23 protein-coding genes and 2 pseudogenes are annotated in these 20,252 nt (G+C 30.1%); 21 read left to right on the top strand and 4 right to left on the bottom strand.

Going from position 1 to position 20,252, the window contains the following annotated elements; all coding sequences use genetic code 11:
• Nucleotides 1–267 (top strand): annotated as a pseudogene (locus KA883_RS00475) (hypothetical protein); the annotation flags it as partial.
• A gap of 175 nt (nt 268–442) precedes the next feature.
• Here KA883_RS00475 and KA883_RS00470 read toward each other — a convergent pair.
• Nucleotides 443–2,428 carry a YSIRK-type signal peptide-containing protein gene (locus tag KA883_RS00470; RefSeq protein WP_052722080.1) on the bottom strand — a complete coding sequence of 662 codons (1,986 nt, stop codon included), beginning with the start codon at nt 2,426–2,428 and terminating at the stop codon, nt 443–445.
• A 438-nt stretch (nt 2,429–2,866) separates the two neighbouring features.
• On the opposite strand from KA883_RS00470, the gene KA883_RS00465 reads away from it, so the two are divergent.
• On the top strand, nt 2,867–3,748 hold the full coding sequence (locus KA883_RS00465) for a mechanosensitive ion channel family protein (RefSeq protein WP_046206882.1): 882 nt from the start codon (nt 2,867–2,869) through the stop codon (nt 3,746–3,748).
• 102 nt (nt 3,749–3,850) lie between these two features.
• Here KA883_RS00465 and KA883_RS00460 read toward each other — a convergent pair whose 3' ends face one another.
• Nucleotides 3,851–4,585, bottom strand: coding sequence for an NAD-dependent protein deacylase (locus KA883_RS00460; protein WP_210139811.1), 735 nt, complete (start codon nt 4,583–4,585; stop codon nt 3,851–3,853).
• A 213-nt stretch (nt 4,586–4,798) separates the two neighbouring features.
• Between KA883_RS00460 and KA883_RS00455 the strand changes: the two genes are divergently transcribed.
• The 18 genes and pseudogenes from KA883_RS00455 to KA883_RS00370 all read left to right on the top strand — a co-directional run bounded on the left by KA883_RS00455 (nt 4,799) and on the right by KA883_RS00370 (nt 18,075).
• A complete protein-coding gene (locus KA883_RS00455; protein WP_052722081.1) occupies nt 4,799–5,365 on the top strand; it encodes a PadR family transcriptional regulator in 567 nt (188 codons plus the stop codon).
• A 22-nt stretch (nt 5,366–5,387) separates the two neighbouring features.
• Complete coding sequence (locus tag KA883_RS00450) at nt 5,388–6,536, top strand: FAD-dependent oxidoreductase (protein ID WP_046206884.1); 1,149 nt, start codon at nt 5,388–5,390, stop codon at nt 6,534–6,536.
• Nucleotides 6,537–6,754: 218 nt separating this feature from the next.
• Nucleotides 6,755–7,618, top strand: coding sequence for a MurR/RpiR family transcriptional regulator (locus KA883_RS13695; protein WP_046206885.1), 864 nt, complete (start codon nt 6,755–6,757; stop codon nt 7,616–7,618).
• A 14-nt stretch (nt 7,619–7,632) separates the two neighbouring features.
• On the top strand, nt 7,633–7,932 hold the full coding sequence (locus KA883_RS00440) for a PTS sugar transporter subunit IIB (RefSeq protein WP_046206886.1): 300 nt from the start codon (nt 7,633–7,635) through the stop codon (nt 7,930–7,932).
• 36 nt (nt 7,933–7,968) lie between these two features.
• Nucleotides 7,969–9,264 (top strand): PTS sugar transporter subunit IIC, encoded by a 1,296-nt coding sequence (locus tag KA883_RS00435; protein WP_046206887.1) that lies wholly within the window; start codon nt 7,969–7,971, stop codon nt 9,262–9,264.
• Nucleotides 9,265–9,282: 18 nt separating this feature from the next.
• Nucleotides 9,283–9,603 (top strand): PTS lactose/cellobiose transporter subunit IIA, encoded by a 321-nt coding sequence (locus tag KA883_RS00430; RefSeq protein WP_046206888.1) that lies wholly within the window; start codon nt 9,283–9,285, stop codon nt 9,601–9,603.
• A 1-nt stretch (nt 9,604) separates the two neighbouring features.
• The gene (locus tag KA883_RS00425) at nt 9,605–9,892 is read left to right on the top strand and encodes a hypothetical protein (protein ID WP_080937846.1); all 288 of its coding nucleotides are present in this window, start codon (nt 9,605–9,607) and stop codon (nt 9,890–9,892) included.
• A 6-nt stretch (nt 9,893–9,898) separates the two neighbouring features.
• Nucleotides 9,899–10,987, top strand: a complete 1,089-nt coding sequence (locus KA883_RS00420) for a DUF871 domain-containing protein (protein WP_210139810.1) — start codon at nt 9,899–9,901, stop codon at nt 10,985–10,987.
• A gap of 667 nt (nt 10,988–11,654) precedes the next feature.
• On the top strand, nt 11,655–11,804 hold the full coding sequence (stsA, locus tag KA883_RS00415; protein WP_107365368.1) for a stapholysin S: 150 nt from the start codon (nt 11,655–11,657) through the stop codon (nt 11,802–11,804).
• Nucleotides 11,805–11,866: 62 nt separating this feature from the next.
• Nucleotides 11,867–12,730 carry an ATP-binding cassette domain-containing protein gene (locus KA883_RS00410; protein ID WP_046206890.1) on the top strand — a complete coding sequence of 288 codons (864 nt, stop codon included), beginning with the start codon at nt 11,867–11,869 and terminating at the stop codon, nt 12,728–12,730.
• On the top strand, nt 12,727–13,461 hold the full coding sequence (locus KA883_RS00405; protein WP_046206891.1) for an ABC transporter permease: 735 nt from the start codon (nt 12,727–12,729) through the stop codon (nt 13,459–13,461). The genes KA883_RS00410 and KA883_RS00405 overlap by 4 nt, the downstream gene beginning before the upstream one ends.
• Before the next feature lie 11 nt (nt 13,462–13,472).
• Complete coding sequence (locus KA883_RS00400) at nt 13,473–13,766, top strand: LlsX family protein (RefSeq protein ID WP_046206892.1); 294 nt, start codon at nt 13,473–13,475, stop codon at nt 13,764–13,766.
• Nucleotides 13,763–14,641, top strand: coding sequence for a SagB family peptide dehydrogenase (locus KA883_RS00395; protein WP_046206893.1), 879 nt, complete (start codon nt 13,763–13,765; stop codon nt 14,639–14,641). The genes KA883_RS00400 and KA883_RS00395 overlap by 4 nt, the downstream gene beginning before the upstream one ends.
• A 7-nt stretch (nt 14,642–14,648) precedes the next feature.
• Nucleotides 14,649–15,578 (top strand): bacteriocin biosynthesis cyclodehydratase, encoded by a 930-nt coding sequence (locus KA883_RS00390; RefSeq protein WP_046206894.1) that lies wholly within the window; start codon nt 14,649–14,651, stop codon nt 15,576–15,578.
• On the top strand, nt 15,565–16,890 hold the full coding sequence (locus KA883_RS00385) for a YcaO-like family protein (protein ID WP_046206895.1): 1,326 nt from the start codon (nt 15,565–15,567) through the stop codon (nt 16,888–16,890). Before KA883_RS00390 ends, KA883_RS00385 begins: the two co-directional genes overlap by 14 nt.
• A complete protein-coding gene (locus tag KA883_RS00380) occupies nt 16,865–17,479 on the top strand; it encodes a CPBP family intramembrane glutamic endopeptidase (protein ID WP_046206896.1) in 615 nt (204 codons plus the stop codon). The genes KA883_RS00385 and KA883_RS00380 overlap by 26 nt, the downstream gene beginning before the upstream one ends.
• A 27-nt stretch (nt 17,480–17,506) precedes the next feature.
• Nucleotides 17,507–17,811: pseudogene (locus tag KA883_RS00375) on the top strand (recombinase family protein); the annotation flags it as partial.
• Between the two features lie 90 nt (nt 17,812–17,901).
• Nucleotides 17,902–18,075: a hypothetical protein gene (locus KA883_RS00370; RefSeq protein WP_155390631.1), complete on the top strand. Its 174-nt coding sequence runs from the start codon at nt 17,902–17,904 to the stop codon at nt 18,073–18,075.
• Nucleotides 18,076–18,294: 219 nt separating this feature from the next.
• Here the strand turns inward: KA883_RS00370 and KA883_RS00365 are convergent, their stop codons facing one another.
• Nucleotides 18,295–18,705, bottom strand: coding sequence for an Lrp/AsnC family transcriptional regulator (locus tag KA883_RS00365; protein WP_210139809.1), 411 nt, complete (start codon nt 18,703–18,705; stop codon nt 18,295–18,297).
• A gap of 108 nt (nt 18,706–18,813) precedes the next feature.
• Between KA883_RS00365 and KA883_RS00360 the strand changes: the two genes are divergently transcribed.
• Nucleotides 18,814–19,221 carry a carboxymuconolactone decarboxylase family protein gene (locus KA883_RS00360; protein WP_046206899.1) on the top strand — a complete coding sequence of 136 codons (408 nt, stop codon included), beginning with the start codon at nt 18,814–18,816 and terminating at the stop codon, nt 19,219–19,221.
• A gap of 93 nt (nt 19,222–19,314) precedes the next feature.
• Here KA883_RS00360 and KA883_RS00355 read toward each other — a convergent pair whose 3' ends face one another.
• A complete protein-coding gene (locus KA883_RS00355) occupies nt 19,315–20,145 on the bottom strand; it encodes a LysR family transcriptional regulator (RefSeq protein ID WP_046206900.1) in 831 nt (276 codons plus the stop codon).
• Nucleotides 20,146–20,252: the final 107 nt, after the last annotated feature.

Here is a 20,252-nt window from a genome sequence, read left to right as displayed (position 1 = left end):
AGAAAAAATAAAACAACCCTTCAACGCGTTGCTGGGACAGTAGTACAAATGGCTGATCTTCTCAGAGCCCTTATCAGGGCTGGTCAGTCACAAAGGCTTATAGCCGACGAACAAACCACACGTTATACGGGTGGTTTTGATTTCTTAGGATTAATCGTGTCATTTTTAAATTATGCAGGTTTATATATTGCATTGGGCATATTGATGTTATTATTAATTATTCCATACTATTTATTTTATGGGCGCTATGATTATAAATACTTTTAGTCAAACATTTTTAAAGTATAACTTTTTTGTTAATTGAATTACTATTTATAAAAAGCAACGTACAATAAGACATTGTACGTTGCTTTTTAATTCGTTTTTACTATAATAGAAATTTTTCACTTATAATTTTCTGAAGGTTAGCATGTTAGATTAGGTTTTGTTTTATGGATTAAAGTTAGCGTTCTTTTCGTATGCTTTTACGTCTGAATAGGATGAATATAACACCAAAAATTGCTGCGACTGCGCCTAATAATGGATTTGCTTTATCTTGTAATTGTCCAGTATTTGGTAGTTGATTTTTATCAGAATAATCGGTACTTTTTTTAGTCACATCTGTTTCTAAAGTGGGATACATAAATTTAGATGCTACGTGATTATTTGAGTTATAAACCATATTTGAAACAGAATTGTAGTTCGAATTATGGAATTTTTCCGGATTACCTATTAAATCACTGTTGTTGAAAGTGGCTAAGCCTTTTGTATTATTGGAAATGTTTGAGTTATTCATTAATTCAGATCTATCTGTATTATTTAAATAATCTAGGTTACCTGGGTTATCCGAATTGTTTAGGTTATCCAGATTGCTAGGATTTTCCGGATTGTCCGGATTATCTGAGTTGTCTGGGTTGTGAGTATTTTCCGGATTATCCGGGTTGCTAGGATTATCTGGGTTGCTAGGGTTCTCTGGGTTGCTAGGACTATCCGGGTTGCTATGATTATCTGGGTTACTAGGATTATCCGGGTTACTAGGATTATCCGGGGTGCTAGGGTTCTCCGGGTTGCTATGATTATCTGGGTTACTAGGATTATCCGGGTTACTAGGATTATCCGGGTTACTAGGATTCTCCGGGTTGCTAGGGTTCTCCGGGTTACTAGGATTCTCCGGGTTGCTAGGGTTATTCGGGTTGTTAGGGTTATCCGGGATTTCGCAGACTTCGTTTATATACTCAATTTGCTTCGGACTTAGGTTACTTTTTAGATAATCTAATTGCGCATTATTAATTTCATCTTCGGTAAAACCTTGCGTTCGCATGTTTTCTTTTTTTAATTCTAACTGTCTTTGGAGGTCATCTTCGTTCCACGTTCCACCTACATTTGCACTTGTAGAAAGTAATCCATTACTCAAATTTTGCGGTGTATCAAATTGTTTAGTAAACATTATGCCATAAGCACTATTGGCTTCGATGTTACCAAAATTGACAATTGCTACATTACCATTAAATGTTACGCTTACCGGAGTTAGTATATGTTGATACTTACTCATACCGTTAGTTGAAACTGCAGGGTAATATCGATTTACTACCCAGTTTGATACGTCTGTTGTGGTTACATTTTCATATGGTAGTGTAACTCTCATCTCGGCGTTGTCTATTGCATAATCAGTAGCGAAAACGGCTCTCCAATACTGTGTTTTAGTAGCTTCATTTGGACCATCTTGCCAATGTTGAATTTCTAAATTACCAGGACCATAATTTTCTGTATCTACCGCATTTGGATGATTATTTGGATTTTTAACTTTTTCTTGGTATCCATTATTGGAATAGTCATCTAAATTTGTATCCATGATACTTTTTGCATTTAAATCAACATTATTTGTATATGACGTAGTTACTTCGTCCGCAGTACAATTTTCACCTGTTTTGACACCATTTTGAACAGTTTGAGTAAGTTGTGGTATATAGCCGTTTTGTTCTTGGAAATATGTTAAATTGCCATCTTTATCAGCATCTTTATTTATATCTGACGTAGTTTCAACTGTCTTTGAAGTCGTTTCTTGGGTAGGATATTGATTTTCAGCATAAGAAGTTGGCGTATTGTTTGTTACTTCGGGTTGATTTACATCGGATGTATTTTCATTAGTGTTTAGTGTTGTGACTTTTTCTGTCGTATTTGTAGATTCAGTCATATCATTCGTACTTACTGAGGACTCTGATTCTGTTATTTCTGTTTTATTATCATATTGATTAGTTGATTCATTAGGTTTAGTGGTTATCTTATTGTTATCCTCGACGAATGTTTGATGAGCTGTTTGTGTTGAATCTAGTTCGCTAGCATTTGCTTCATTGTGCATACCTACCATTAAAAATGTACCCAGTAATATGGATCCAGTACCAATTTTAAACTTTCTTAAAGAAAATCGTTGAAAACTACCATTTTTCATAAAATCATTCCCATCCCAATTTATAAAATTACATCATTCTTTACTATTTATACAGTACAATCTATTATAAAGCAATATAATTTTACAAAGTTTATTAAAAAAATATAAAAGTTGTTAAACGTCTAAATATTAAAGACTGTTATAATGTTATTTTTTAGTAAGAAAGACAGATAAAGTAATCAACCATTAAAGATTTTTTATAATTTATATTCACACAAAATAAGCAGGATAGTGAATATCTATCCTGCTTTTAGACTTCATATTGAAATAAAAGTGTGACTTTATGTTAAAGCAAGTTGTCCAAAACCTTAAAGGGTTTAGATAACTATTAAAGTATGATAACTTTTGTAATGGGAAAAGCAATTTCTTAATAAATCACTACTATTTGATGTATTGTAATACAACCGTATAACGAGCTAAGAATGGAGGAAATACAATATGAATCAATTGAAGCAATTTTTTATGAAGTTGATTGAACCACTTACACAGGTAGAATTTTATCAATCACTCTTAGTCAATATATTAATTATCGCGGCATATATTTTGATGGGTATTATAGTGATTGCCATTGCGAAGAAATTAGTGACGAAATTCTTCAAGGCGAATGCAAAGAAAAAAACACATTATAAAATTAAGCGAAGTGAGACATTATCTACACTAGTTCAAAATTTAGTTAGCTATGTTGTATGGTTTATCGTGCTCACCTCAATATTGTCACGCTTTGGGATAAGTGTATCGGCGATTTTAGCCGGTGCCGGTGTAGTCGGTCTAGCGGTCGGCTTCGGTGCACAAACAATTGTCAAAGATATTATCACTGGTTTCTTTATTATATTTGAAGGACAATTTGATGTAAGTGATTATGTGCAAATTAATGCTTCTGGTGTAACGATTGCGGAAGGTACAGTTAAAACGATTGGTTTAAGATCCACACGTATACAATCAGATACAGGTGAAATATATACTTTACCCAATGGAACAATAAGTGAAATCGTCAATTATTCTGCAACAGATGTATCACCACTTGTGATGATACCCGTTTCGCCATCAGAGGATTATGAAATGATTGAGAAAAAATTATTAGACTTTTTACCAACATTAAAAGATAAATATGATATGTTTGTCGCAGCGCCTGATTTATTAGGATTAGACAGCATCGATGGCAATCAAATGATTATTAAATTATTAGCTCATGTGAAGCCAGGCATGCATTTTCCGGGTCAAAGATTGTTGCGTAAAGAAGTTTTACATTACTTTAATGAAGAAGGTATTTCTACACCAAAACCAACGCTGGCAAAATTTGAAGAACCCGAAGTTGAATAATAATGTAATTATAAATAAAGAAGCGTATCTATATGTTAATCGTGCATGTAGGTACGCTTTTTATTTTTTAAACTATGCGAGCACACTAATTTATTTGGAATTTTACGATATCGCAAACAGTTCATTAATGACTGAGACCATATCATCGTGAATTACTAAATTTGCATCACTATCATAAGGTGTAGGGTCTCTGTTAATAATAACTAAGTTTTGACCCTCAAAGTTTGAAATAAGACCGGCGGCAGGCTGAACGACCAGTGAAGAACCTAAAACAACGAGCGTGTCAGCAGATTTGATTTTATGCAAGGCGTCAAAGATCGTGTCTTGGTTTAGCATTTCTCCATAAAGTACGATATCGGGTCTGATGGGACTGCCACAAGTTTCACAATAACGTAAGTTGTGGTGAATCACGTATTGTTTAGAATATTTTTGGTCGCAGTTAATACAATAAAATCGGTTTAGTGTACCATGTAGTTCATCTGTGTGTGAACTCCCAGCATCTGAATGTAGACCGTCAATGTTTTGAGTAATGACACCAAGGGATTGTTGATGCTTTTCAAGTTGTGCAATCCACTGATGAACGATATTTGGTTTTTTATCAGCAAACAGTAAATAATCATGACAAAAATTAATAAAGCCCTCAGGGTCATTTTGGAAATAGGTTTCACTTAGTAAATACTCAGGTGAGTAACCATTTTTTGAAATTTCTTCATATAAACCGCCAATAGAACGAAAGTCAGGAATACCACTTGCGACAGATATACCTGCTCCTGTAAAAAATGTAATGCTATTAAAAGTATCGATGATATTTTTTAATGATTCAATATTATGATTCATAAGATCACTCCATTAAAATATTTAGCACTTATTGTAATTTTGAAATTTCAATATTACATTCAAACCAATTTTAAAATGAAGTATTGATTTTAGCAAATTTAGGATTATGAATATATCTAACTAGCAACGGTTATTATTTTTCGATATATCGCTTGACGAGTAACGATATATCGTTTAATATTTCGATATATCGAAATGGAAGGATGATAATAAATGTTTAATAGATCATTTCACAATAGAAGACATATCATGATGCAACACGGAGAAGGTGGATTTGGACAAGGGTTTGAAAAGATGTTTGCAGCCGCACGCGGCAGGGACCGCTTTTTTAAAAAAGGAAATTTGCAATATAGCATTTTACGATTATTGTTAACCGAACCCAAACACGGTTATCAAATTATTAAAGATCTTGAGGCACAATTTAAAGGATTTTATTCGCCAAGTCCAGGCAGTGTTTATCCTATTCTTCAAATGTTAGAAGATCGTGGATTTGTTTCTGTATCAAAAGAAGGAAAGAAAAAAATCTATACAGTAACAAAAGAAGGTAAGGCATTTTTAGAGGACAATATTGATAATGATGAATTTACAAAACGTATGGAACAATTCAAAAATATGGATATTGACAAGATGAAAAAATCACGTGATGAGTTACAAGCACTTTTCCAATCATTTATGTTAGCAGGACAAAGTGCAATGAAAAATGAAGAGAAATATGAGCAGTTTCAACAATTAATCAAAGAAACTGAAACAAAGCTAATGAATTTTATTGAAGAAAAATAAAAATAATGAAAAAGGTGTAAAAATGAAAAAAGAAAATTTAAATCATATTGCGATTATTGGTGGGGGACCAGGAGGCTTAATGTTAGGATTACTTCTACAACAACAAGGCTTACCATTTACAATCTATGAACGTGGTTACCCTAATATGCATGCTGACCGAGGTGGTTCATTAGATATTCATGAAGACAGTGGTCAGTTACCATTGAAAGAAGCTAATATTTTTGAAGATTTTCTGATGCATGCGCGCTTTGAAGGAGAGGATACACGAATTGTGCGTAAAGATGGCACGATTTTGTTCGACGAAGACGCAGGAAGTGAAGGTAGTAGACCCGAAATTGATAGAGGTAAGTTATGCGATATCATCATTGCACAAATTAACCCTACAAATATTAAATATGGTTATAAATACGAAAAGTTAATACAACATGATAATAGGGAAATTGAACTCGTTTTTGAAAATGGGATGACAGTGATGACAGGATTAGTAATAGGTGCAGATGGAGCCTTTTCTAAAATTCGCCCGTATTTAACAGATGCTAAACCAACGTACACTGGTATATCTATGATAGAAATGAACTCGAATGAAAAAGAACATCCAGACCTTTTGGCATTTAATAAAAATGGAAAGGTTATGGGACTAGGAGGAGATCAAGCGATACTAGGACAACGTAATGGCGATGGTCGTATTATGGCCTATGTAAGTCTTAAGACAACATATGAAATGCTAGATGAATATCGTGCGTTATCACTAGAAAAATTAAAAGAAAGACTATTAGTTGAATTTAGTGATTGGGGTACAGAATTAAAAAAATATATTGCATATAGTTATGATGATATTAAATTTCGTCGTATCTATCAGTTGCCAATTGGTTTGAAATGGATAACACAGCCTAATATCACACTTATTGGTGACGCTGCACACTTAATGAGTCCGTTTGCAGGAGAAGGTGTCAATATGGCATTATATGATGCATATTTGTTAGCACAATCATTCAAAAATAAAGAAAATGTTATTGATATATTGAAGGCTTATGAAAAGAAAATGTTTGAAGTTTCAGAAGTTCATGCTCAAGCGTCTCAAGATAATTTAGAGCTAATGTTTTCAAACGATGGCGCAGAAAAGATGGCAAACTTCTTTATAGATATGGAAGCACAACTCAGTGAATCATAAATTATTCATATCATATATTTAATTTAATATCAGTTGCGTAATATCAAAGGTTTATCTCTAAATAAAAATGGAGGTAAACCTTTAAACATACATAGATCTAAATTCAGCTTGTGAAAAGCAACATTTTCAAAAGTATCATTTTACAAATAAAATATAATTTGACACACGAAATAATATTTTGTAAATTGTAGCTAAGGTGAAACAATATTTAAAAAGGGGTGATAGTCATTCGTAATATTTTAATATTATTGGAATCATCATTAGCGACATTGAATCCCTCGGAATATAGAGTGGCACAGTATATCATCGATTATCCGCATAGAACGATCAACAGTTCAATACAACATTTAGCAGACCTAACAAATGTCAGTGAAGCGACGATTGTTAGGTTATCTAAAAAAATAAAATGTAAGGGCTTTCAAGATTTAAAGATGGAAATTGCTATGGCGTTAAATAGACATAATGAAATTGAAGATGATTATGAAGAACTCAATATTACTGATTCCAATGAAAGCGTGATTAACAGTATTTCTCAAAGTAATGCTAAAGCGATAAGGAATACAGCTCAAATTTTATCACCAGTAGCGTTAGAAAAAGCAGCTTTAATGATACATCAGGCTAGGAAAATTTGTGTGTTTGGTATTGGTGCTTCAGCAATTATTGCAGAAGATTTAAAGCAAAAGCTCACACGCATTGATAAGTGGTGTGAGGTTGGCAAGAGCTATGATGAGCAAGCGACATTGAGTGCCAATGTGACAAAAAATGATGTTATTATTGCTATTTCGAATACTGGCCAAACAGAAGATATTTTGCAGTCATTAGCATTAGCACATAAAGCGGGGGCTCAAATTATTTCCATAACTAAATATAGCAATAATGATGTAGCAGACTTAGCACATATTAACTTGTTTTATAGCTCTTCAGAAAAGCCAGTGAGAAGTGCAGCAATGAGTTCACGTATAGCTATGCTCAATGTCATAGATATTTTATTTGTATCATTAGCCAGTAGAGATTATGAACGACATACGAAATTATTAGAGCGTACACGGCAAGCAGTTAAAGTTAAAAAAAGAAAATATTGAAAGGGTGTTGTTTTATGAAAGTAATAATGGTTTGTTCAGGTGGCATGTCTAGTTCTATGATTGTTGATGCTGTGAAGAAAGAGGCGGCAAAAGAAAATTTTGATTTGGAAATCGTAGCAGTTGGTACCGAAGCATTTGAAAATGAAATTGCTGATTACGACTTAGGTTTAGTAGCACCTCAAGTGAGACATCGATTAGATAAATTTAAAAAAGTCGGTGAAGCAGTTAATAAACCTGTAGATGTCATAGATCCAATGGGCTATACACCGATTGGCGCACCTAAAATTTTAAAGCAAATAAAAACGTATGTATAAGTACTAAATTAAATAAGTAAACAGAGGGTGTATGTTATGCAGAAATTTTTGAAATGGATTGAAAAGGTATTAATGCCACCCATGGCCAAAGCTTCTGAGCAACGACATTTAACTTCTATTCGTGATGGTATTATTGCAACACTACCACTTATCATAGTTGGATCGTTCTTTACTTTATTTGCGTCTCCTCCCATACCAGCTTTAGAAAAATTAGTAGAACCGCATGCTGAGAAGATAATGATCGCTAATAGAATGACGTTGGGACTGATGGCAGTTTACGCTGCATTTTCAATGGGCTATAGTTTAGCAAAATCATATAAAATGGATGGCCAAGCAGGTGGATTACTTTCACTAGCAACATTTTTAATGATGACGTTACCGCTCAACTTAGATGATAAATTACCTAAAAGCGATGCTGTGGGTTATGTGTTGCCTATGGCAGATTTAGGTGGTTCCGGCTTGTTTGTAGCAATCATTTCAATGATATTTGCTGTTGAGATGATGCGACTCGTAGTGAAGTCAGGGTTTACGATTAAAATGCCGGATCAAGTTCCGGGATCTGTTGCACGTTCGTTTGAATCTTTGGTACCTGCAATCGTCATTATCGTTATTTCTTGGTTTGTAAGAGTGATATTAAACATAGATTTAAATGCTATTATTAATAAAATCTTTGAACCTTTAGGTAATTTTGCCGGTGACAGTTTATTAGGTGCTTTGATTCCTGTGTTTTTCATTGTACTTTTATGGTCAGCAGGTATACATGGTGTGGCAGTAATGGGGGCAGTCTTCCAACCTATTTGGTTTTCATTATTAGATCAAAACATAGATGCTAAGGCTGCTGGGGAACCATTACCACATATTATTGTCGAACCATTTTTCCAGTGGTTTGTATGGATAGGCGGTGCAGGAGCGACACTGAGTTTGTGTATATTGATGATATTCTCAAAATCTGAATATTTGAAGAAAGTAGGACGTTTTTCCATTATACCGAGCATATTTAATATCAATGAACCACTTATATTTGGTGCGCCGTTAGTTATGAATCCGATTCTTGCGTTACCGTTTATAGGGATTCCACTTATTTTAACGACGATTACTTATTTTGTATTTAAGTTAGGTTTGATAGCTAAAATCACGATACTTGCGCCATGGACATTACCGGGGCCTTTAGGGGCATTATTTGCAACGAATGGTGACTGGAGAGCACTGGTGTTAGTCGTATTTAATCTTTTAGTAGCAGTAATCATATACTATCCGTTCTTTAAAATGTATGAGCGTAAAATGTTAGAGCAAGAACAAGGCACTACAAATGATACTTTTAACGACGATTAATTGAGATGGGGAGATTTGATGAGTGAACAAAACGAACAAATTATTTTTGAAATTATTTCACATGGTGGTAATGCGAAAAGTTTAGCATATGAAGCTTTGGATGCGGCTACCGCATTTAATTTTGAACAAGCGAATGAACTGATGGCAGAGTCGAAGCAAGAAATGAGTAAAGCACATAATATACAAACAGAATTAATACAGTCTGAAATAAATGGTGACAAAGTGCAAACATCTTTATTGATGATACATGCACAAGACCATTTAATGACAGCGATTAGTGAGAAAAATTTAATTGAAAAAATGATTGAGTTATATCAAAAATTAGAAGAGAAGTGTTAATATGATGCGATTGATTTATTTAATAGTATTATTTTTACTCATATTTTGCTTTTATAAAATAGCCCATTTTATAGTCAATAAATTTCATTTTAATAGATGGTTATTACTGATAGGTATACCATTTATCGTCGTTGTCCCTGTAGTTATATTTGAAAATATTAATTTGTTTGGATGGGGAATAATATTACTTTTATTAATATTTACGAGTATCCTCTTTTTTGAAAAATCTCGTGTATTGATTGAGCAACGTCAAATGCGTGGCATTATATATAAATCAAATAAGGAGTAAATATATATGCATAATTTAGGAATATCAGTTTATCCGACCCAATCAGATTTAGGAGAAATGTGTGACTATATTAAAATGAGTGCAAAATTCGGATTTAAGCGCATCTTCACAAATTTACTTTCGGTTAAAAGAGATGAAGAAGCGGTTTTTAATAAATTTAAGTCAGTGGTGAAAGTTGCTAAAGAGAATGATATGACAGTGATTGCGGATATTAACCATAAAGTTTTTGAAGCATTGAATTTAAAGCGTGATGATTTGTCCTTTTTTAAAACACTAGGCGTATCAGGAATACGTGTAGATGCAGGATTTTCAGCTCAAGAAATAGCGCAGCTGAGTTATAACAAACAGCATATGTATGTAGAGTTAAACATCAGTGTAAGTGATACGTTTATTGAAGATGTGTTAAGTTATCAACCTAATTTAGACAAACTTGTAGGTTGTCACAATTTTTATCCTCAAACCTATACTGGTTTATCATATCAACATTTTGTAAATACGAGTGAAGCTTATAAAAGAAATAATGTTCATACTGCAGCTTTTGTTTCTTCACAAGAAGCAACAGTAGGGCCTTGGATGATTATGGAAGGCTTACCGACATTAGAAAGTCATAGGAAATTGCCTATAGCAGTACAAGTTAAGCATTTATTAATGACGAATTTAGTAGATGATTTTATTATTGGTAATGCATTTGCTTCTGAATCTGAGTTACAATCACTTTCAGAAATTAATTTAGCAATGCCTAGTTTTGATGTTTATTTAAATAACGATATTACTGGATTAGATGAAACTATTGTGACAGAGGAATTTCATTTCAATCGGGGGGATATTTCAGATTATGTTATACGGTCAACGATGAGTCGCGTTCATTATAAGGATGAGCCATTCCCGCCAAATAACACAAAACAAATTAAAAAAGGTGATATTGTGATTTGTAATGAACAATATGGTCACTACAAAGGGGAGCTGCAAATCGCATTACAAGATATGGAAAATCAAGGTTATAAAAATGTTATCGGACATGTAAAAAAAGAAGAACATTTCTTATTAAATTTATTAAAACCTTGGCAGTCTTTTGAATTAAAAGTGATATCATAATCTTTGTTTTATAGTGCGTGACTGCTTGGTTATTTAAGTATAAGTGGAAAGATTATAAAAAATAAATTGATTATGCAGTAATCGATAAGTGTGAAAAGTAGTTGTTTCTCACAAAAAGCATGATATGTATTTACCATAAGAGACTAAGCAATAGAAAAATTTTGAATTGAAACCCAATCAGTAGGACTAAAATAAAGGCACTTTCGTTAAATTCATTATAAATGAATCGTACGGAGGTGTTTTTCTATGTACAGCGTTTTTTATCCAATGAAAATGAAGGATATTGTGCCAAATAAATTAGTGTTAAAGCATATAAGAAACTTTTATGGGATATTAAAGTTATTCAATTTCCACTTTAGAGTCTAGCCGATAAATCGGTCTTATATCTCAAAAGAAAACCACTCATTTTAAGAGTGATCTTGATTCATAACATTAAAACTTCTGATAATTATCGATTATGTAAATTAGACAGATTTATATAAATATTATTCTGGGTTGTTGAAATTATAATACACTTTTAATCTCGCATTGGAATCAAAGCAATAATATTTTACAGAAAATTTACATTTTTCTGTAAACGATTGACTGTCTTTCTGTTGCGTGATACATTTTAAGTGATTTTAATAGTAAATTTACATTATGTATTCTCAAAATAAAGGATGGGATGATGATGAAAATTAATAATCATTCAATTAATGGATATTCAGACATTAATAGTTCTGAAGCGATGAAATATGCAGGAGGATGTTGTTCTTGTAGTTGTTCATGTTCTTGTAGCTGTTCATGTTCTTGTACATGTGCCTCAACAGCAGCGTAATAAATCAAAGTCTAGGCTTGGTCTATATAGATCAAGCTTTTCTAAATCTTAAAGGTGAGTATATGAAAATTTTAATGACAGTTAAAGATTTAAATGTTGATTTAAATAATAAAAAAATTTTAAACCTTAATAATCGTACTATAGATATTTATATTGAAGATAAAATAGCTCTAATTGGAAAAAACGGTGCGGGTAAAACTACTTTAATTAATTGTTTATTAAATGAGATGCATCACAGTGGTGTCATTGATAGAAAGATAGGTACTAAAGATATAGGGATTGTTTTTCAAGAAAATAAGTATGGAGATTTAATAAAAGTACACGAATTAATTTATTTAGCAACAACTTATAGCAAACGAAGTAAACAATTTAAAGAATTTACGAAAGCTTTCTCTTTAGAAAATCTCATAAATAAATTTGTTAATGATTTATCCTTAGGAGAACAAAAGCGTTTAACTGTAGGATTAGTCTTAAGTAAACAAAAAAAACTATACATATTTGATGAATTAACATCTGGATTAGATTATGAAAAAAGACAAAATTTATTACATAAAACTAAAGAAATTACCCAAAATAAAGCTGTAATTAAAGTCACGCATTACTTTGATGAAGTTGAAAACTGGGCGAATAAATTAATCATATTAGATAAAGGAGAATTATTGTATTACGGAAGTATAGATCAATTTTTTTCAAAATTTTATCATTATGCGCTGATTGAAATAGTTAATCAAGAATTAGATCATTTAGTTAGAGAAGTTATTAAAAAAATAAATGCTGATGTATATTTTAATGTTAAGGTTTTCACCTACAATAAAGAGCAAATGAACGAAGTTATTAATATATTAAATGAACGAAAAATAGAATTTAAAATAAACATGCAAAATATATATTCAACATATTTAATCTCAACTTTGGAGGAAATATGATAAATAAAATTTTGTTAAGTATAAAAATGCAATTTAGAGTTCCTATATCTGTATTTTTTTCATTAATTTTCCCAATAATCATGATGTTAGTTATTATTATGTCTTATGGAAACTTCAATATAGGAAATGGGAGACATTTTATAGATAAATATTTTTTAATTAGTACAAGTATCGGACTACTACCTATTGCTTTTATTAGCTTTCCAATTTGGTTAAGTGAAAGCATTGAGAATGATACACTGAAAAGATTAAAATATTTTGACGTAAATATTAGCAGTCTAATTATTTCTAATATTATTTCATACTGTTTTTTAGCGATTTTTAGTGTTGTTTTAAATATCATTATTGGTAAAGTATTTTTTTCGTTAATTTTACCTAGCACACAATACTTTATAACCTTTTTTTTACAAATTTTTTATAACATCATAGCCTTGTTAATGGTAGGAACTTTCTTAGCTTTGTTAATAAAAAAGAGTAAAATTTTATTACCTTTTGGAATGATATTGCTCTTTCTTACTTATATGATTATTGGCGTTTTTGTACATTATGGGGAACTACCCAATATTTTAAAAGAAATAGGGAACTGGATTCCAATAAAATATGCTACAAATGATTTTTATTCAATTTGGACAAATGAATATATGTGGGATTTATCCTTTTTGAAAATAAACTCACTGTATATTTTAGTAACGGGTGCTTTAAGTTTATTTATTTATAAGTTTAAGAAATGAGGATAATAATTATGTTGAAGAAACAAGAAATCCGAGTGATTATTGAAATTTTAGCAGGTATCGTTTTATCTGCTATCATAACGGCTATTTCGATTTCAATAGGTTATTTTATTATCAATAAAAATGGTTATGCGCATTTTGATGTAAATTTATTAGGAGTAAATTTATACAAAATACATAATCATGGCAACAGTGGAGAACCAATTATAACGAATATTATGTTTTTAGGTGTAGCCCTATCCATATTGTTAGTCATCATTATTGAATTAATTGTAGCAAGTAAAAAAAGAGGTAAAAATCAATGATTAATTATCAATTAAAGGGAATGTTTAACCAGCATTCACTATTTAAATTAAACGAGGATAATATTGCAAATAATGATAATCGAAATAACTTTGCTCAAATTATTTTAGGGAATCAAGAATCAGAATCTTTAAAGTACTTACTAAATGTAAATCATCAGAGGCTCAGTGATTTTAAAAGTATGTTAGCTTATAATGAATCGAATTATGCAGCTTTAGTTAGCGAACATCAAATTTTGAATGAGATTAATGATGAAGATACAATATTGCTTCCTAAAAGTGATAAAAAAATAAAAGAATCTTTTTATAATGTTTTAAATCATAGAAAAAGCACAAGAGAATTCACATCTTTTGAAATGGCTAGTAAAGAACTATCAACAATACTTAAATTTTCTTTTGGAATAGCGTCTAGAAAAGTGGATTATGAGGATATAAAAACAAGTACTCGATTTTATGCATCGGCAGGAGGGTTATATCCTATTGATATATATCTTTATATCAACAACGTAGAGGACTATGACAAGGGCATTTATTTATACCAACCGATAAGTCACTCATTATTAAAAATTGTGGATCAAAAGGACATAAAAAAGGATGATTTATTAGAAGGCAATAATATAGATATAGGAAATTGTAATTTTTTAGTCTTTTTTGGCTATAATTTTAATTCTAGTTTTTTGAAATACGGAGAATTAGCGTTATTAAATAGTTTGATAGAAATCGGTTGTATGTCTCATAATTTTGATTTAGTCATTACATCCTTAGGATATACAGGGTGCCCAATAGCAGGCTTTAAGAAAAGTAATATAGAAAATCTACTAGAATTAGATCATGTTAATGAACATATCCTATTTACAAATATATGTGGGAAGGAATAATTAAGTAATGAAAACATTTATTAAACCTAAAGACTTGTTTGTCGAAGAAGATAACAGTGAGTACATATTAAAAAAGGGATATTTACATCAACACTCAGTTTCTATAGATAAAGAAGAAAGTAGTGAAAATTTTATAGATAACTTCAAAAAATTAATCGTTGAAAATCAAATAAAATTAAATGAAAATGACGATGTTATTGAGGATTTTATTAAATTAGCACAATTAAATTTAATACATCAAAAAATCGATACTTTTGATAAGTTTTGTATTATTACAGATAAAGAAGCTAAAGTATTTTTAAAAGATCATCTCGATAAAATAGATGAAATATATGAGTTTAATGAAGTTCTAGAAAAACATGAAATTGAAGTTTTAAATAATCAAAAAAACAATTTATCTATAAGTGAAGTTGTTAAAAAAAAGCAATCAAAGTTTAAAGATATGAACGTTTTTGTTATTTTATCATATGCCAATCAACCCTTTATTAAAGCGTTTAACTTTTTAACAAACTTGTTAGATATGACTTATACACTTGCTTCTTATGATAATGAAAATGTATTTTTTACAAACATTAACCATGGAGAGACAGGTTGTTATGAATGCTTAGAACGACAATTAATTTCTAAATTTCCTGGTGCTATAGAAAATTACTTTGTTCCGGATGTTCAAAATCAAGGAATATATAATCTAAAATTATACAGTTACATATTAAGTATAGTGATAAATGAAATTAATAATATAGAAATTTATGGGGATTCAACGTTAATAGGGAATGTGCTTCATTTTTATTTGCCCACATATGAATATAACTTTAATTTCAATAAGCGTCAGTCTACTTGTTCTACATGTTCGACGATAAATAACGTTTTGTTTAAAGAGCAAAATATGAGGTCAGCAAATATATTAAAAAGGGTGTTAGAGAATGATAACCTTTAAAAATGATTTGAATTATAATCTGTATAGGCAAAATTTATTAGGTGGAAATGTATTAGGAATATGGAAAGACAATAGCTTTTTCTTAGGATTAAATTCATATCCAATTATGAATTATCATTATATAACGGCTCAATTTAATAATTTCGAAAAAAATTTCTTAAGTGAAGATTTCAAAGTGAATTATCATTTGAGTGGTTACGGTATTTATTATAATGAAGCACTAGCGTCATTTTTAGGAGAAAGTTCAGAAAGATATGCTTTTACCCTCTTGTATCAAAACCTAAAAGATAAAATTATTTATGCTTCACATGCACAAATCTCAGAACAACTAAAAAATACCAATAGCTTAGCATTGCCTCTGGAATTAATTAATATATATTTTGAAAAAAAAGATGCAAATCATTTTATTGATGGCAATGATTTAATTCAATGGGTTCCACTTAAGTCTCTATATCATCCTGATTATGATGTATTAGTCCCTTTACAAATGCTTGTTTTATATAATAAATCGATATTTAAAGATGAAAAACAGTTTACGAATAGTGGTGTTTCAACTGGTACAGCAAGTCATGAAACGTTTGAGAAAAGTTTAACTAATTCTATAATTGAAATTTTACAAATAGATTCATATAATTTGTGGTGGTACGGAGGTATTGAAGGGAAGAAGATTTCTGTAAATATTTATGAAAAACTAAATGAATGGTTTAAAAGACCAAGCATTGTACACAAATTTATTGATAATTTCAATGTATCTTTCACTGATATAAGCTTTGATAAACCTATTCATGTTGTCGTCTGTGAGGTTAAATCTAAGTCTAAAGATTTAAGCTTACCTAAGTATGTTGTTGGGGTTCAAGGCGATATGAATTTAGAACAATGCATCTATAGAAGCTTATTAGAATGTATTACTGTGTTAGAGTATACAATGACTGAAGTTTGGAATAATACAACTCATTTTAAAAATATCACAGAAAATATTGAAAATCATCCTATTGATAATTTAGATGATAATGTTATGTATTATGCTAAATATGGTTTGAATTTTAATATGCAGAAAAGAAGAAACAACTTCCAAAATATAAAAAAAGCTACTAGCTTACATGGAATAATAAATGAATTACAACATTTAAGTCGTTATGCGTGTTATTTAGATATCACGCCTGTTGAATTTTATAATAAAAATTTAGTTGTCGTTAGAACATTTATACCTGAATTATTGACGATAGCAATACCATCATATCCACCTTACCTACATCCAAGATATAAAGAAATAGGAGGAATAATAAATGATATTCCTCATCCTTTGGCATAGTTTGATTGGTTTAATGTTTTTTCTAACTTGTTTTCCAGGCATACTACTTATTTTCATTAGAAAAGTAAATTTTTTAAAGTACTTACCTGAATTTTACAAATACATTTTAGTACTTATACTGGTACTATTAATAGATGCATGTTTATTTGTAAGTAGCACAAATATATACTTATGTGTGTCTGTCATTATCATTATACCAGTAATAATTTATATTGCAGAAAAATTATTACTGTTTAAGAAAAACGCTTTCGACTTTTATAACAAAAACAGCAAATTTATTTTAAGTGTATTAATTGCCTACCCAATATTAGAAGAATTAAATTTTCGATACTTTTTGTATTATTTCAGTTTGATATATGATTATCATTTTATTCAGTACATTATCTTATCAGTACTAACTTTTGTTTTTTCTCATTTTTTATATCAAGGAAAGTCTTCCGTAGTAAAAATCTTTTTTGCTACAATACAATCAATAATTTATTTGTATTTCAGAGATATTTTTATCAATATTATTATTCATATGATGTTCAATATATTAGTATTCAGTAGTCAAATGAAAAAATTAAATCGTTCTATAATAACAAAATAACGAAAATGTTAGAAGAATTAAAAAATGTTCGATGAAAACAGCATTGATTTACATATTATCGATATGAACATATCAACTAAAGATGCGATGGGTAAAATGTTCTTTACAATGATGAGTGCATTTGCCGAACTTGAAGCTAACTTATTAAGTGAACGAACTAAAAAAGGACTAGAAGCAGCAAGAGCAAGAGGCCGAAAAGGTGGAAGATCTTCATTACCTGATCATAAGAAAAGAGAAATTAAATTTTTATATGATGAGCAGAAGCTCACAGGTGAAGAAATTGCTAAAAAACAGGAGTAAGCCGATCTACTGTTTATCGAATTGTTAAATAAAAAACAAATAAAAGGAATTTTGACATTATTTCACTTTATCTATGCACTTACTTATTCTATATTTAATACATATAAAGGAGGATGATATTTATGTCTAGAAGAGATGACACCTTAAAATGCTTACTGAAAAAAGATTATAAAGATATTAAATTTCTAAAGGACGATGGTGAGTGGTGCTATTATCAAGTAAGCACATTTTGGACAGGTAAACATAATGTGAAAGTTAAAGATGGTTTGTTTGGATGTACTATTGAGAAAGTATAAAGTAAAAATTTTATAGGTACATTCGTCCTATGTTATTTACAAAATAGAGGCGAATGTATCTATGTTTTATTAATTATTACTTAGTCAAATATACAATTAGAAGCTAACTATAATAAAATTTAATATCATAAATACTGCGTGATTAGGGTGTACCCTTATCAACATAATTTTTTTAGATAATGAAAAACGCATTCATTTACATGCTCTTTTAAATTGAAGTTATATCGTTTTTGAAAATATAAAATGTGTTTTTGTATGTCCGTATCTTTGTAAACTATCAATAAATATCTCAACATCCATCATATTTTTAAAACGCACTTTAAAAATAAAACAACTTTCCCCAGAAATTCTATAACAAAATTCTACATCACCTTGCTTTGTTATAAATGTTTTAAAATCTTTATACAAATTATTCTTTATTACGATATCTATGATTACATCAATATCGTATCCAAGGGTTTTATAATCAATATCAATTGTATATTTTTTAATGACACCTATATCTTTCATTTTATTAATTCTTTCACGTACAGAAGGTGTAGATAAATTAACACTATTACTTATATAACTTAGTGAAACTTTACTATCTTTTTTTAGCGTTTCAATAATTTTTCTGTCTGTTAAGTCCATTTGAAAATTCTCCTTAAATTAAGAAATTATATTTACATTATACCTAATATATCTCATTCAATTCACTATAATAATCTTCTAAAATAAACTACAAGAAGGAGGAGTAGTATGACGATAATTCAATTGTCTAATAATGGTAAAACGCCATTTCAAAAATTACTGGGATATAACAGAGAGATAATGAAAAACTGGAACAACCTTAGTGAATCATTAGAAAGAGATCACTCGCTATCTAAAGAGTTAAAAGAAGAGCTGAGAAGAATGTTGGCGCAAAAGAACGGATGTATGTATTGCAAAGCAAAAGGAAAGCCAAGTAATCAATTAGGTGATGAAAAATCTGCTGTTTGCATAGGATTTGTAGAAGTTTACTTAACATTAGGAACTAATATTCCTGACTATGCTGTAAAAATATTAAAAGAGACCTTAAATAGACAAGAAATTAGCGAATTAATTTCATTTATTACTTTCACTACCTGCCAACAATATTTTGGTGCAATTATGCAATTAGAAGCTTAAATATAGAATATATTAATAAGGTATTAAGATTATTTCTTAATACCTTATTAATATAATATTTTGTGTTTTTAAAACCTAATCACGACCAACTACTTATTCACTTAAAATATTCCATACTTTTTGCGCTATCTTTTCGTTATATGCAATTAGTCCAATTTCTCTTGAATGATTTTCCAATTCTTTGATTGAAAGATTCATACTTTCAACTCGTGTTATTAATGATTGAGGAATGATTGTTATTCCTTTTTCAGCCTTAACATTAGCCAATATGGATTCTAAATCATTTTTGTGTTCAATATTTATCGTAGTTTTAGAGAAATTTTTTGGTATAAAATCTAAAGTATCACATGGTGGATTAAGGAGAAGTATCTGTTCATCCATTAAATCACTAGAAAATATATTATCAGATAGTCTTAAGTTACTAGTTATTGGAAAAACCACCATATACTTTTCGCGGTATAAAATATGACTATAAAGTTGACTATTTTCTGTAGCAGTTATATCTCCAATTATTACATCTATATCCCCATTATGTAGATGATCAAGTAAAATGTGAGTATTACTTTCAATTTTTATAGATAGACTTTCACTTATTATTTCCTTTTTGTGTTCTGCCCATTTATATAGTGAAAAACTGGGCAATAACCCAATTCTAATTGTTGAATCTTCATTTTTTAAAGTTTGTGCTTTTAATACATCTATATCACTTTTTATACGCTTAAATTTATTCAAAACTATCTCCCCGTTTTCAGTTAGAAATATGCCTCGAGAAGTTCTATAGAACAAGTCACTTTCAAAATATTCTTCAATACTTTTGATTCTTTTACTAAGTGCTGGAGTACTGATATTAAGTATTTTAGATGCTTGATTAAGACTTTGATATTCAGCAACTTTGATAAAATCCTCTATATATTCAATATTCATATATTACGCTCCCTGTTAACTTTTCTTTAATACCACCCTTAATATATTCATTATTCCATTAATTACAATATTATACTACGCTAAATGACATCAAATATTTGTTAGAA

Source organism: Staphylococcus sp. GDY8P54P (assembly GCF_017892645.1).
GTDB classification, from domain to species: Bacteria; Bacillota; Bacilli; order Staphylococcales; family Staphylococcaceae; genus Staphylococcus; species Staphylococcus ureilyticus.
This window is presented reverse-complemented; position numbering and strand designations above follow the sequence as displayed.